At 45.7% G+C, this 14,575-nt stretch carries 10 protein-coding genes; 7 read left to right on the top strand and 3 right to left on the bottom strand.

Translation table 11 applies throughout. The annotated features are described in order from the left end of the window. Positions 1 to 50: 50 nt before the first annotated feature. The 3 genes from mutY to J6I44_RS12525 are packed head-to-tail and all read right to left on the bottom strand — an operon-like array spanning position 51 to position 3,717. Positions 51 to 1,145, bottom strand: a complete 1,095-nt coding sequence (gene mutY, locus J6I44_RS12535; protein WP_265766486.1) for an A/G-specific adenine glycosylase — start codon at positions 1,143 to 1,145, stop codon at positions 51 to 53. Between the two features lie 35 nt (positions 1,146 to 1,180). Beyond that, a complete protein-coding gene (locus J6I44_RS12530; RefSeq protein ID WP_265766485.1) occupies positions 1,181 to 2,728 on the bottom strand; it encodes a putative Ig domain-containing protein in 1,548 nt (515 codons plus the stop codon). Positions 2,729 to 2,742: 14 nt separating this feature from the next. Next, positions 2,743 to 3,717, bottom strand: coding sequence for an NAD-dependent epimerase/dehydratase family protein (locus tag J6I44_RS12525; RefSeq protein ID WP_265766484.1), 975 nt, complete (start codon positions 3,715 to 3,717; stop codon positions 2,743 to 2,745). 98 nt (positions 3,718 to 3,815) lie between these two features. Between J6I44_RS12525 and J6I44_RS12520 the strand changes: the two genes are divergently transcribed. From J6I44_RS12520 to glpK, 7 genes are all read left to right on the top strand, one after another. Beyond that, positions 3,816 to 4,970, top strand: coding sequence for a glycosyltransferase family 4 protein (locus tag J6I44_RS12520; protein WP_265766483.1), 1,155 nt, complete (start codon positions 3,816 to 3,818; stop codon positions 4,968 to 4,970). Positions 4,971 to 4,985: 15 nt separating this feature from the next. Beyond that, entirely contained in the window at positions 4,986 to 6,113 is a 1,128-nt protein-coding gene (locus J6I44_RS12515) for a glycosyltransferase family 4 protein (protein ID WP_265766482.1), read from the top strand. Positions 6,114 to 6,208: 95 nt separating this feature from the next. Beyond that, entirely contained in the window at positions 6,209 to 7,453 is a 1,245-nt protein-coding gene (locus J6I44_RS12510; RefSeq protein WP_265766481.1) for an aminotransferase class I/II-fold pyridoxal phosphate-dependent enzyme, read from the top strand. Then, complete coding sequence (locus J6I44_RS12505) at positions 7,454 to 8,590, top strand: GNAT family N-acetyltransferase (RefSeq protein WP_265766480.1); 1,137 nt, start codon at positions 7,454 to 7,456, stop codon at positions 8,588 to 8,590. 253 nt (positions 8,591 to 8,843) lie between these two features. After that, positions 8,844 to 10,238 (top strand): class II fumarate hydratase, encoded by a 1,395-nt coding sequence (locus J6I44_RS12500; RefSeq protein ID WP_265766479.1) that lies wholly within the window; start codon positions 8,844 to 8,846, stop codon positions 10,236 to 10,238. A 104-nt stretch (positions 10,239 to 10,342) separates the two neighbouring features. Continuing rightward, entirely contained in the window at positions 10,343 to 12,799 is a 2,457-nt protein-coding gene (locus J6I44_RS12495; RefSeq protein ID WP_265766478.1) for an alpha-ketoacid dehydrogenase subunit alpha/beta, read from the top strand. A 229-nt stretch (positions 12,800 to 13,028) separates the two neighbouring features. Beyond that, positions 13,029 to 14,534 (top strand): glycerol kinase GlpK, encoded by a 1,506-nt coding sequence (glpK, locus tag J6I44_RS12490; RefSeq protein WP_265766477.1) that lies wholly within the window; start codon positions 13,029 to 13,031, stop codon positions 14,532 to 14,534. Positions 14,535 to 14,575: the final 41 nt, after the last annotated feature.

The following is a 14,575-nucleotide window of genomic DNA, read 5'->3' as shown; positions in this document are numbered from 1 at the left end:
ATTATCAAAATTAGTTTCAGAAGTGAGTTAGTCACCAATAGCATCTAATTCTAAATCTCCAGCTCCTGTTGGCCTTTATTGACATTCATCAGCTTTTCGGTGAGTTTACGATTGGCCTTGGGAAAAGGGTAGTCTTCCAGCTCGTCAATTGGGATCCAGCGGATTTCCTGGCTGCTTTTGGGTTTTGGGGTGCCGCTCTCCAGTTCACAGAGATAGGCATGCATGGTGATTTTGAAATGGGAATAGGCGTGATCCAGCTTCATAAAAGGCTTTGTGATAGAAACCTCAACATTTAGCTCTTCTTGCAATTCCCGTTTGACGGTGTCTTCCATTTGCTCATCTTCTTCCTGTTTGCCACCGGGAAACTCCCAAAGTCCGCCGAGCATCGCATCATCGGGGCGTAAGGCAATCAAAACGTTGTCATCTTCACGCATGATAATGCCAACACCAATCTGGTGGTGAGGCCGTTTCTTTTTCTTGGATTTATACGGAATTTCATCAGTCCGGACGGTCTTATATGCTACACAGTCTTCCTGGATAGGACACTCTTCACAATCAGGATTGGAGGGCGTGCAAACGGTTGCACCCAGCTCCATTACAGCCTGATTAAAGTCGCCGGGTCTATCATCGGATATCAGTTCATCAGCGTAATCCTGTATCGCATTCTTCGTCTTGGTACTGCGCACATTGTCTTCAATACCATAATAACGGCTTAATACTCGAATGACATTTCCATCTACAACCGCATGTTTTTTTTGGAAGGCAATACTCAATACGGCTGAGGCGGTATAAGGCCCTACACCTTTCAGTTCATTGATTTCGTCCCAGTTGTCGGGCACTTTGCCGTCAAATTTATCTACCACCAGTTTCGAAGCTGCATGGAGATTGCGGGCACGACTGTAATAGCCTAAGCCTTCCCATACTTTGAGCACCTCCTGCTGATCGGCCGCGGCTAAATCATGCACCGTAGGAAAGGTTGATACAAAGCGTTCAAAATAGGGGGTGGCTTGGTTTACACGCGTCTGTTGCAGCATGATTTCAGAAAGCCATATTTTGTAAGGATCGCCGCAATCCCGCCAGGGCATTTCGCGCTTATTTTGATCGTACCAGCTGAGTAAACGAGACTGAAAGTCAGTTCTGTTCAATGGATTAGTTTAACTATTAAATCGAATTGAAATTACTATTGTCCTGGGTTACCGCGCTTTACATTTTCCACCACATTGATAGTGACATCAACTGAAGAAGCTGCGCCATACTGGTCGGTAGCAATAACACGGAAGGTATTTTCACCAGTCTGGCGTGGAGTTGGGGTCCATCGGACCATTCCGGTCGATTCATTGAGAGAGGCCCCGCTGGGTAGATTTACGCCAAGAAATCGGATCAAATTTTTATTGATGCCATCCGGGTCAACAGCATTAAGTGGAAAAGAAAACTCCTCACCAACCGGAATGCTGATCGACCGAATAGGGGTAAATCGCGGGGGGGCATTGTATGAACGCACATGGATATCAAAACTGGTTGTTGCCGTCTGACCATTTTGCGCAGAAGCAATAATGGTTACCCGGTGAGAGCCCACATCATCAGAGCTCGGTTCCCAGTAGAAACTTTGTCCTCGCAATTCAGCTTGCTGTATATCGGGCGACTGATAGGTGAACTGTATGTTTTGACCGGCCTGCAGACCTTTTAGTTTAATGGGGAAAAGCAGACTTTTAGAATGCGGGACGGTGAAATCTTGTATTTCTTCAAGGGCTATCGTGCCGCTATTATTTGGGATGTTACTATCAACACTTTCGGAGGGCTTGGCTGCTTTTGAAGCGTTTATTTTGGTTATCTGGTTGTACTCACTGAGCCACAGCTGGCCTTTACTAATCGCCACGTAGTTTCCGGCCTCTTTGTTCTCTTTCCAGAGCTGGGGCTGTTGATTTTGATAGGAAGTCCACAACCGATTCGATACTCCTCTGATAACCAGCCAGTCCTCCCATTTTACAATATGTGTTACTTCTTCAGCAATGTTACCCAATTGGGAGAGGTTTCCATCTCCTTCAACCTCAAAGATATCGCCGTTGGCATTGGACCCATAAAGTGTTTGCCCAATCAAGAATAGGTTATCAACCTCTTCGGATAACGAGAGCGTTCGGTTTAGAGTTAGTTTTTCATCCTCAAGATTGAGTTGCAGCAACTGGTTGCTATCCGTTAAGGCAAAAAGCTGGTCGCTGGTACCTTCAAGGTTGATGATGGCATGATTACCCAATTCTTGTTCTGCGACAAAGGTAAGCGTAGAATCAACGGCTTCAGGTGATTCCAGCGAAAGTTCACCAAGTCCACGATTGCCAAGGGCTATAAAGAGGTTGGTGCTTATTCTTTTGACATCCAGCGGCTGGGATGGCAAGTTGGTTGAAGAGTAGACGCCCAAAACGGAAGTAGGTTCAAGTACGGTGAGGCGGTTGTCATCACCAAAAAGATAGGCAAAACGGATGTCAGCAATTACCTTATCACCGCGTCGCTGCATGCCAGTCGAAGAATACAGCCACTGCAGCGAGTCGGGGCGAGACCGGAACACCGCCATCCCCTCAGTTTCAGAGAGAGCATAAAAATGAGCCGGCGAGCTGGCTATGGTTTTGACCGAAGGAATATCCATAACAAAGGAAAAGTCCTTAGTCAGCGTCATTTGAGCTTTGAGCGAAACAGTCGTCGCCATTAAGAGAATAAGAAGAATACAGGAACGCATTAATTTCATAGATTTTATAACCAATGATGTCGTTGATACCAGTGAATTGTTCGTGAGATACCCTCTTCCAGCGAAAATTCAGGCTTATAACCAAGCTCTTGTTGGGCTTTATCGCTGGAGCAGGTCCATTCCAAAATCATTTCTTTGGCCTTTTCTTTATTAAGAACGGGGTAGATCCCAAAAAATGATCCGGTTTTTTCCACAATACCGGCAATTTTTTGAACCCAATCCGGCTTTACATAAATAGGGATAGCTTTTTTACCAAAAACCATCGTTGCTGTTTCACGAATCTTATTCCAGGTATGGGGTTCGCCATCAGATATAAAATACGTATGGATACCGGGTTCATTCTGTTGGGAAGCCTTTAAGATAGCCTGAACGACATCGCCTACATAAATCATCGATATTTTAGGTTTTTCGCCGTCTCCAATAATCGGACAGATTCGTTTGCTGACCATCTTGAAAAATGAATAAATCTGATCTTCCCGCGGGCCATATACCGCAGGCGGACGTAAAATAGTGACCGACATTTTGTTATCAATCAGCTCATGGATGCGCTGTTCCATCTGTTTTTTTGATTTTCCGTACATACTGACCGGCTCCAAAGGGTCGTCTTCGGTAACGGGTTGCCCTTTGCTTGGCCCTGCCGCCGCCAGGGAAGAAAGAACCACTACTTTGGGGGTGCCGGCCTTTTGTGCCACTCGCAACAGGTTTTCGGTGGCGTCCACATTGGCACGTTTCAGCTGTTTATACGTAGGTGCTTTAACACGGCCTGCAATATGAAAGATGACGTCAACACCTTCCACCGCTTGTTTGAGGGTCGAAAAATCGTCCAGGTTGCCCCGAATGGGGGTGATATCTTTATCTTTTAACCATTTCTGATTATTTCGGATCAAACAACGCACTTCAGAATAGGCATTATGCTGTAGCAAGGCATCCACAAGGTGGCTTCCAATAAAACCTGTGCCGCCGGTTACGAAGGCTTTCATCAAATTTTGTATATTTGGTGACTAAGTTAAGGTGTTGCCCAACAGTGATCAGGGTTATGCCGCAAAGATACAAATCTCAATGATGCATTGGAAAATTTATGATTGATCCACGAGTAGCAATTTTTACTGGTAATTATAACCATATTCAGGATGGGGTTTCCCTGACTTTAAATCGGCTGGTAGCTTATTTGGAGTCAAAGAATATTCCTGTCATTGTTTTTGGCCCAACCATAGATGAGCCGGCTATTGATCACGAAGGAGAATTTGTGCCCGTACCATCTATGCCGGTACCCGGCCGACCAGAATATCGTGTTACCGTGGGATTTCCGGAGTCGGCCCAGAACAGGTTGCGGGAATTTGAGCCCACCCTCATTCATCTGGCAACCCCCGATGTGTTAGGATTTCGTGCCATGCGTTGGGCACAAGCAAATAACATTCAGATCGTGGCTTCGTACCATACACACTTTACCAGCTATCTCAAATACTACAACTTAGATATGCTTAAAATGTTGGGATGGAAATACCTGGAGTGGTTCTACAGCCAGTGTAAGCATATTTATGTGCCTTCCCCCTCGATGGCGAATGAATTGAACGAAGAGGGAATTGATGAAGGAATCCGAATTTGGGCGCGGGGGGTTAATACCGATGAATTTAATCCCAAACACCGGGATATGGAATGGCGACGTTCCGTTGGTTTCCAGGACTCGGATAGAGTAGTGAGTTTTGTTTCCAGGTTGGTATGGGAGAAAAATCTGCAGACGTTTGTGGATACTGTCAAACGGTTACAGCAAGAAAATGAAGATATAAAAGCAATGATCGTGGGTGATGGGCCGGCGAAGAAAGAACTTGAACATATGCTTCCGGAAGCTCATTTCACCGGCTTTATCACTGGCGAAGAGCTGAGCAAAGCTTATGCCAGCAGCGATGTCTTCCTATTTCCATCCGAGACCGAAACGTTTGGGAATGTTACCCTCGAGGCGATGTCTAGTGGGTTGCCGTGTGTAGTAGCTGATGCAACGGGCAGCCGCTCACTGGTTGAATCTGGTGTGAATGGGTATTTGGCAGCTCCACGAGATACCCAAGAGTTTGCTCAATGTGTTTCTAAGATTATTGAAGAGGAGTCTTTATGGGATGAGATGAGCCAGGCAGCTCGTCAAAAAGCGCTGGCTTATTCTTGGGAGAACGTCAACGGTAAGCTGTTGGATGATTACCGTGAAGCGTTAAGCGAGCCACGGCCTCAATTGAAATTTTAAGTCAACCTATTTCTTTTGCGCATACTATATGTATCACATAGTCACCCGGATGAAGGGGAGATTCTTGACAACGTTGGCGGAATGCAGCGGGTAAGCCAACAGCTTATCCGGGAATTAGAGCGAAAAGATTCCGTACAGGTATTTAAAGAAACGGTAAATGCCTCCGGCAAAGGTAAGATCGTGGCAAAGACTGCTTCTTTTTTATTTAAGGAGCTTATGGAACTGCCGCATCAGGTGCGGGAGCACCAAGCTGATATTGTCTTATTTTCTTCTATGGTTACCGCCAGCCTGGCCTATTTGGTTCGAAGCCGCATAAATATCCCAATGGTAACGATTAACCACGGCCGTGATGTAACACTGCCGGTTGGGATCTATCAGTGGTTGGTACCCAGGGTTTTTGATAAGCTGGATGGCGTAATATCAGTATCCAGAGCCACCCGGGAAGAATGTATTAAGCGAGGTATGCCTCCCGAAAAAGGAGTAGCCCTGCCTAATGGCTTCGATTTAAACAGGCTGGGGCACTTCCCAGATAAGAAAGAATCACGTGATCGGCTGAAGCGAAATTTTAATATTCCACTGGACCAAAAGCTTATGCTGCTCACCGTTGGCCGCAAGGTTAAACGTAAAGGGCATGAGTGGTTTATCCGGGAAGTGATGCCGAAGCTGGGGGATCAAGTTGTTTATGTGACCGTAGGTGATGGACCGCAATACGATAACATATCCGAGGCCTCCGAAGATATGGGCTGCAGCGATCGTATCTTTTTGCTGGGGCGTCAGCCTGATGAAGTCTTAAAGCAGGCATACGCTGCGGCTGACCTTTTTGTGATGCCCAATATTCCGGTAGAAGGAGATATGGAAGGATTTGGCATTGTACTGCTGGAGGCTAATATGGCCCAGACACCGGCCGTGGCAGCGGACCTGGAGGGAATTAAAGATGTGATAGCCCAAGGAAAGAACGGCTATCGCGTACCAGCACAAAATGCAGATGAATTTGCCGCGAGAGTACGAACGATTTTAAGCAATGGCGAGTTGCAGAAGCTGTCGCAGACAACACGGGAGTATGTGCAGACCCAATTTAGCTGGAACCATGTAGCCGATCAGTACGTACACTATCTACAGCAGGTAGCTGATCAATATGGGTAAAATAACATTATCTTATTCATAATTTGATTGATGCTTAATATGGAAGTATATTTGCAACGATACGCACTCATATAAAAAGTCGAAAGTAGGAACGAATGGCCAACTCCAAATCCGACGTTACAACAAAAGATATTTTTTCTAAAGCCTATAATTTTACCAAGGCTGAAGAAATAAAATCCGAAGGTTTATATCCTTATTTTAAGCCTTTACAAGCCACTGATGGGACCATTGTCCAAATTGATGGTAATGATGTGATAATGGCTGGGTCTAATAATTATCTCGGACTGACGAACGATCCCAGGGTGATTGAGGCTGCACGGGATGTCATTAAAGTATATGGAACCGGCTGCACAGGTTCGCGTTATCTGAACGGCACGCTTGATTTACACCTCGAGTTAGAAGATAAGCTTGCCGACTTTATGCGCAAAGATTCCTGTGTTCTTTTTAGCACCGGGTATCAGACGAATGAAGGTTCTATTCAAACTATTGCCGGACGTAAAGACATTATATTTTCGGACAAAGATAACCATGCTTGTATTGTAACTGGTACACTTGTCTCGAATGCCAAGACTATGCGTTACCAGCATAATAATATGGAGCAGCTGGAAAAGCTGTTGAATAGAGCAGATGAGCAGGCCGGAAAGATTATTGTTAGTGATGGTGTCTTTTCCATGTCAGGAACCATTGCCAAGGTCCCCGAATTAGTCCGCTTAAAAGAAGAGTTTGGTGCGCGCTTGTATCTCGATGATGCTCACGCCATTGGCGTTGTTGGAGAGGGAGGACGCGGATCGGCATCTACCCACGGTATGATGGATGATGTGGATCTGATCAGTGGAACATTTTCTAAGTCCTTTGCCTCATTAGGCGGCTTTTTGGTTGGTGATAGAGAAGTGATAGAGTATATCCGTCATAATTCGCCAGCTCATATATTCAGTGCTTCAATGCCCCCGGCCAATGTAGCGACCGTCCTTAAGGCGTTAGAGATTTTAAAAGAAGAAACCTGGCGCCTGGATCGACTGAAAGAAATTTCTGATTACATGCGCACAGAGCTGCGTGATATGGGCTTTAACGTTTGGAGCAGTGAGACGCCTATCATTCCCGTAGTGATTGGCGAAATGGAAGAGTGTTTTAGATTTTGGAAGAAGCTGCTTGAGGCCGGTGTCTATGTCAATGCCGTGGTACCTCCAGCGGTACCCCAGGGCATGTCGTTGTTGCGGACTAGTTATATGGCAACCCATACGGATGAGCATCTCGATCGTATCCTGGAAGCATTTCGTAAAGTTGGTATTGACCAAGGCATCATCGATCAAAATGGTCATTCCTTGCTGGAAAATGAATAGATGGTGAAATCTTCGCAACGTACACTAAAGATCACACTGGTCAGGGAAAAACAGGATCGTAAGCGATTCCTTGAATTTCCATATCAGCATTATGCTGACGATGAGCACTGGATCGCCCCCCTGAAGATGGAGCAAAAAAAGCTTATCGATGAAGATGACAACCCCTTCTTTGAAAACGGGGAAATAGCCCTGTTTTTAGCCGAACGTGATGGAGAAGTATGCGGACGGATAGCCGCTATTCGAGATCATCGGTACAATGAACACCATAACAATAAAACCGGTTTCTTCGGTTTTTTTGAGTGCGTTAATGAGCAATCGGTAGCCAACCTGTTGCTTAAAGTAGCCTCCGGATGGCTCCAGGAACGAGGACATACTGATGTGCTGGGGCCTTCCAATCCGAGTATGATGGACGAAATTGGTGTTTTAGTGGATGGGTTTGATCATGATCCCAGCATTATGATGCCTTACCATAAGCCCTATTACGACAAGCTGATAAAAAATGCGGGCTTCCGGAAAGAGATGGACTTATACGCCTATCGGGTTACGCAGGCCACGGTATCGCTGGATCGTATGTACCGTGCCGAAGAAGTGGTGCGCCGCCGGTTGCCCATGCTTAAAATTCGAGAAGTAAATCTTAAAAACCTGGATGAAGAAGTAAAGATCGTCCGGGATATCTATAATAAAGCATGGTCAGGGAACTGGGGGTTTATCCCCATGACGAAGAAAGAATTAGAGGATTTGGCCAAAGATTTGAAGCTTATCCTTGACCCCAAGGTGGCCCATATTGCCGAAATAAACGGAGAGCCGGTAGCTTTCTCTATTGCACTTCCAGATCTTAACCAGGCACTCAGGCATCTGGATGGGACCCTCTTCCCCACGGGGATTTTTAAGTTGCTTTGGCACAAACGCAATATTAACCAGATTCGGACGGCACTGATGGGCGTTATACCGGAATACCAGGGGAAGGGTATCGATGCGTTACTGCATAAAGAAGCTATCATTAGTGGCAAGCAGGAAGGATATAGATCTTCTGAGCTAAGCTGGGTGCTTGAGTCCAATAAGGGAATGATGCGGGTAGCTGAGAAGATTGGAGCTCAAATTGAAAAGACGTATCGGATGTACGCTAAAGAGCTTTAATTTTCCCTTCATTTTAGAAAAAATAGTGCTTAAGCGCCCTATGAGCCCCATTTAAACGTAGGCCGAAAGATCTTTGCTTGGCTTCGCCAGGCTTAACCTATATTAAATTTTGGGCTATTGACGCTCGCGCAGCGACTTTCCTCTCTTTAAAACTCCAAATTTTCCTAAAAATTTGCTACCTTTGAGTGCCTGCTAAGATTGCACATTGGTTGCAGTATAAATCCAAATTTTTAGAATAGAACAATAGTGTATTATGAGTGAATACCGAATCGAGAAAGATTCAATGGGAGATGTAAAAGTGCCTAAAGATGCCTATTACGGTGCCCAGACCCAGCGTGCTGTGGATAATTTTCCGGTCAGCAACCTGCGATTTAGCCGTGGTTTCATTAAAGCATTGGGGCTGGTAAAAAAGAATGCGGCATCAGTGAACGCTAAGCTCGGTGAAATTGAGGAAGGGGTCGGTAAGGCGATCCAAAAAGCGGCCCAAGAGGTGAGTGAAGGGAAATTTGATCACGATTTTGCCGTAGATATCTTCCAGACCGGTTCGGGCACCTCTACAAATATGAATGCTAATGAGATTATTGCCAAGCGTGCCAACGAGCTCAAAGCAGAGGATGTAGAGACGGAGATTCATCCCAACGATCACGTGAATTATGGTCAGAGTTCTAATGACGTAATCCCAACGTCTATCCGGGTTGCAGCCATTATGGCTGTTCAGGAAAATCTGATTCCAGCACTATCGCATCTCAAGGAAGCTTTTGAAACCAAAGGGAATGAATTTTCGGATGTAGTTAAAACCGGCCGAACACACCTCATGGATGCCATGCCGGTTACTATCAAACAGGAATTTGATGGCTATGCCCGCCAACTACAGCTGGGTATAGAACGGCTGGAATCTGCGTTGGAACGAGTTTCTGAACTGCCCCAGGGCGGGACGGCCGTCGGTACGGGGCTTAATACCAACGCCGCTTTTGGTTCCGGGATGGCTGAAGGTCTCTCAAAGGATATCGACTTTGAACTGAGGGAAGCCGAAAACCATTTTGAGGCACAGTCAACGGTGGATGCACCTGCTGAGCTGAGTGGACAGCTTAAAACCATCGCCACCGGATTGATGAAGATCGGCAACGATCTGCGGTGGATGAATTCTGGTCCTAATAGTGGTCTCAGTGAAATTACGCTGGAAGCCCTTCAGCCCGGTTCTTCCATTATGCCAGGTAAAATAAATCCGGTTATTGAAGAATCTATCACTATGGTGTGTGCACAGGTAATTGGTAATGATTCGGCCATTACGGTAGCGGCGCAATCGGGCAATTTTGAATTGAATGTGATGCTGCCGGTCGTGGCTCATAACCTGCTGGAATCCATAACCATTTTAGGTAATGCAATACGAAATCTTGCTGATCGTTCCGTATCCAGGCTGACCGTTAACAAGGAAAGAGTAGCAGATATGGTTGAACGCAATCCGGTATTGGTAACTGCGCTTAACCCGATTATCGGCTATGACTTGGGATCAAAAATAGCCAAAAAAGCTTTTAAAGAGGGCCGACCCGTGAAAGAAGTGGCCCGGGAAATGACGGATCTTTCTGATGCAGAGCTGGATGAAGCGCTGGATCCAATAAAAATGACTAAAGGTGGTTTTATGGAGTAACAGTTTACTGAATGGGAGCAGGTCTCCCGGTCTTGGTTATTTTGTATTTAAGCGATATTGATTATGCCGCAGCTGATTTGTGGCTGAACTGAAATAAAGATATTATGGCACCTACGGAAACGACGAAAAAAGATATTACCTGGTCGAACGGTACCTCTGATGTCAATTTCACGGAGACGGAAATCCAGCAGATCCTGGCAGATTATAAGTTGGCTGTTACCAGCCGGGAGGTTTCTTATATTGGCCGAAAAGAAACGCTGACCGGTAAGGCTAAGTTCGGTATTTTCGGTGATGGTAAGGAATTACCACAGATCGCTATGGCCAAATACTTTCAAACGGGGGATTTTAGATCTGGCTATTATCGAGACCAAACCTTTATGATGGCGATTGGCGAAGTTACTGTGCAACAGTTTTTTGCACAGCTTTATGCCCATGCCAATGTAGAAGCTGATCCACATTCCGGGGGGCGTCAGATGAATGCCCATTTCAGTACACGAAGCCTCAACGATGATGGTAGTTGGAAGGATCTGACACAGATTAAAAATACCTCGCCTGATATTTCCCCCACTGCCGGACAAATGTCGCGTCTGTTAGGGTTAGCCCAGGCCTCGAAAATCTATCGCGAGCATGAGACCTTATTAGATCAGGAAGAGTTCCAAAAATTTTCGACCGAAGGAAAAGAGATTGGCTGGGGGACGATAGGTGACGCCAGTACTTCCGAAGGTATTTTTTGGGAGACGGTGAATGCCGCAGGTGTGTTACAGGTGCCGATGGTATTGTCTGTCTGGGATGATGGGTACGGTATCTCTGTGCCACGCAAATATCAGACAACAAAAGAGAGTATTTCTGAAGTGTTGTCTGGATTTCAGCGAACCGAAGAGAAGGATGGGCTGGAGATCCTTACGGTCAAAGCCTGGGATTACCAAGCGTTGTTGCAGACCTATCAAGAGGCTGCTGAATTGGCTCGGGAGGAACATGTTCCGGTCCTTGTGCATGTGCAGGAAGTGACACAACCTCAGGGGCATTCTACTTCGGGCTCGCATGAACGGTATAAGTCGGATGAACGATTAGATTGGGAAGAAGAGCATTGCTGTATCGCCAAGATGCGAGACTGGATTTTGGAGGAAGGTATAGCAACGGCTGAAGAATTAGAAGCGCTGCAAGAAGAGGGAAAAAAAGAGGCACGGTCGGCAAAAAAGGCTGCCTGGCAATCTTTTACTTCAGAACTTGGTGAAGATCTTGAGGAGGTTAATGAGATCTTAGACAAGATTATTAAAGAGAGTTCTCACAGTAAATTATTGCGAACGGTAAAACGACAGATGAATGCATCGATGGTCCCGTTACGCCGACATACTGTATCCGGGGCTCGTCGGGCTTGCCGAATTATCCGTGATGAAGATTTACCTGCCAAGAAAGAGTTACTGGCTTGGTTGGAAGAAAGCCACAAAGCAAATAAAGAAAGGTACCATTCGCACCTTTACAGTGAGACAGAGCAATCTCCATTAAACATTGAAGAAGTAAAACCCGAATATAACGCAGATCCCAAGCAGGTTGATGGACGCATTGTACTACGGGATAACTTTGAGAGGCTTTTTGACAAATATCCACAGACGCTGGCTTTTGGAGAAGATACCGGAAAGCTTGGAGATGTCAACAAAGGGCTTGAAAATATGCAACAGAAATTTGGCGAGCTTCGGGTAAGTGATACGGGCATCCGGGAAGCCACGATATTAGGTCAAGGCGTTGGCATGGCCTTGCGGGGACTTCGTCCCATTGCCGAAATCCAGTATTTAGATTACCTGTTGTACTGTTTCCAGGGGTTAAGTGATGACCTTGCAACCATGCGCTATCGCAGTATGGGCGGGCAGAAGGCCCCTGTGATTGTTCGTACCCGCGGGCACCGGCTGGAAGGTATCTGGCATACCGGTTCACCGATGGGAATGATTTTGAATGGCATTCGGGGCATCCATTTGTGTGTTCCCCGAACCCTCACTGATGCTGCCGGTATGTATAATACACTTTTAAAGGGTGATGATCCTGCATTGGTCGTTGAGCCACTCAACGCTTATCGTCTTAAAGAAAAGATGCCTGAGAATCTTGGAGAATTTACGGTACCACTTGGAATTCCTGAAATTATTTCGGAGGGTCAGGATATCACTGTTGTCTCCTATGGTTCTACCTGCAATGTATGTGAAACCGTCTTGCCTCAGATCGAAGATATTGGTATATCGGTAGAGTTAATTGATGCCCGAACACTGCTGCCGTTCGACCGCAAGCATATGATTGTTGAGTCGCTAAAAAAGACAAATCGTATTCTCTTTGTGGATGAAGATGTCCCTGGTGGGGCTTCAGCTTTCATGCTTAACCAGGTGTTGCAGGAGCAGAAGGGATACTATCATCTTGATTCTGAACCACAATGTCTCACTGCCAAAGAGCATCGCGGGGCCTATGGGTCGGATGGTGACTACTTCTCAAAGCCCAACGAAGAGGATATTTTTGAAGCTATATATGGAATTATGAGTGAGGCAGACCCAGCAAAATATCCGCCCATTTACTCGTAAACTGAGCTATTTATGCCGAAAAAGTTAGATCTGTGATCTACTCGTAGATATTGGCATTGGATAAATAATTAAGCACCAATAGTTGATTATCTCTCCATACTCATCCGGTGGCTGAGTAAAATTATTTTGCCATTATTTTAAAAATTTGCAAAAATAATTTGAAATGATGAGTTGGTTTATCTAAGCTTGTCCTTACATTGAAAGAAAAACTAAGGGATAAGTAAAAGGGATGGCCGACAAATATATTTTGGCTCTGGACCAGGGAACGACAAGTTCAAGAGCAATTATTTTTGATAAGCAAGGGAATACTAAATCGATAGCCCAAAAAGAATTCCAACAAATTTATCCCAAACCCGGATGGGTAGAGCATGACGGCCTCAAAATTTGGTCTAGCCAATCCTCGGTAGCCGCAGAAGCAATAACTGAGGCCGGGTTGCATGCCGAAGATATTGCAGCTATAGGCATCACCAATCAGCGTGAGACTACCCTTCTCTGGGATCGTAAAACCGGTAAGCCCGTCTATAATGCCATTGTGTGGCAAGATCGAAGAACCTCAAAATTTTGCGATGCACTGAAGGAGCAAGAGGGATTAGTTGAAAAGATTCGGGATAAGACGGGGCTTATTATTGATGCCTATTTCTCAGCAACTAAAATAAAGTGGATCCTCGATAATGTAGAAGGGGGTCGGGAGCGTGCCGAAAACGGGGAGCTTGCCTTTGGTACTATGGATACCTGGCTTATTTGGAACTTTACGCGCGGCGATACGCATGTTACGGATGCAACAAATGCTTCCAGAACGATGCTGTATAATATCAAAAAAGGGGAATGGGACCGTGAAATTCTGGATTTGTTAGATATTCCCAAAGCACTGCTTCCTGAAGTAAAATCTTCGAGCGAGGTCTACGGAGAAACCAAAATTCTTGCGGATAATATTCCTATTTCTGGTATTGCCGGCGATCAACAGGCAGCTCTTTTTGGTCAGCGGTGCATTGAATCGGGGATGGTAAAAAATACCTATGGGACGGGCTGTTTTATGATTATGAACACCGGACAAAAGCCCATTACTTCAGAAAATAATTTATTAACGACGATAGCCTGGGAAATTGACGGTAGCGTAGAATACGCCCTTGAGGGGAGCATCTTTATTGCCGGGGCGGTGGTTCAGTGGCTGCGTGATGAGCTGGGGTTAATCCGTGAAGCTTCAGAAATAGAAGCCCTGGCTGCTTCTGTGGAAGATAACAACGGAGTCTATTTAGTTCCTGCCTTTGCGGGGCTGGGTGCTCCTCACTGGAATCAGCATGCCCGCGGTACTATGGTTGGGTTAACGCGTGGTGCCAATGCCGGGCATATAGCCCGGGCCGCGCTCGAGAGTATTGCCTATCAAACAATGGATGTAATTACGGCAATGGAGGCTGATTCGAACATAGAAATTAAAGAGTTACGGGTAGATGGTGGGGCAGCAGCCAATGATCTGCTAGTACAGTTTCAGTCTGATTTATTGCAAGTACCGGTATTAAGGCCTAAAACACTGGAAACAACGGCATTAGGAGCGGCTTACCTGGCGGGTTTAGCTGTGAATTATTGGGAAAGCCAAGAAGAAATTAACAGCCAGTGGCAACAAGATGAAAAGTTTGTTCCCCAGCTTTCTGATGATGAAATAGAACCAATGAAGGGAGAATGGAATAGAGCCTTGGAAACCGCTTTAAGCTGGTCCAAAAATGGGGCTAAGCAATGACTCCCAGTGAAAAGTGATGTATGTAGCTGAAATATTGGTAA

It is taken from the genome of Fodinibius salsisoli (assembly GCF_026229185.1).
GTDB lineage: Bacteria > Bacteroidota > Rhodothermia > Balneolales > Balneolaceae > Fodinibius > Fodinibius salsisoli.
This window is presented reverse-complemented; position numbering and strand designations above follow the sequence as displayed.

Coding starts and splice junctions, on each gene's coding strand:
- J6I44_RS12530 (WP_265766485.1), bottom strand. CDS start 2,728: ATGCGTTCCTGTATTCTTCTTATTCTCTTAATGGCGACGACTGTTTCG.
- J6I44_RS12525 (WP_265766484.1), bottom strand. CDS start 3,717: ATGAAAGCCTTCGTAACCGGCGGCACAGGTTTTATTGGAAGCCACCTT.
- J6I44_RS12520 (WP_265766483.1), top strand. CDS start 3,816: ATGATTGATCCACGAGTAGCAATTTTTACTGGTAATTATAACCATATT.
- J6I44_RS12510 (WP_265766481.1), top strand. CDS start 6,209: ATGGCCAACTCCAAATCCGACGTTACAACAAAAGATATTTTTTCTAAA.
- J6I44_RS12505 (WP_265766480.1), top strand. CDS start 7,454: ATGGTGAAATCTTCGCAACGTACACTAAAGATCACACTGGTCAGGGAA.
- J6I44_RS12500 (WP_265766479.1), top strand. CDS start 8,844: ATGAGTGAATACCGAATCGAGAAAGATTCAATGGGAGATGTAAAAGTG.
- J6I44_RS12495 (WP_265766478.1), top strand. CDS start 10,343: ATGGCACCTACGGAAACGACGAAAAAAGATATTACCTGGTCGAACGGT.
- glpK (WP_265766477.1), top strand. CDS start 13,029: ATGGCCGACAAATATATTTTGGCTCTGGACCAGGGAACGACAAGTTCA.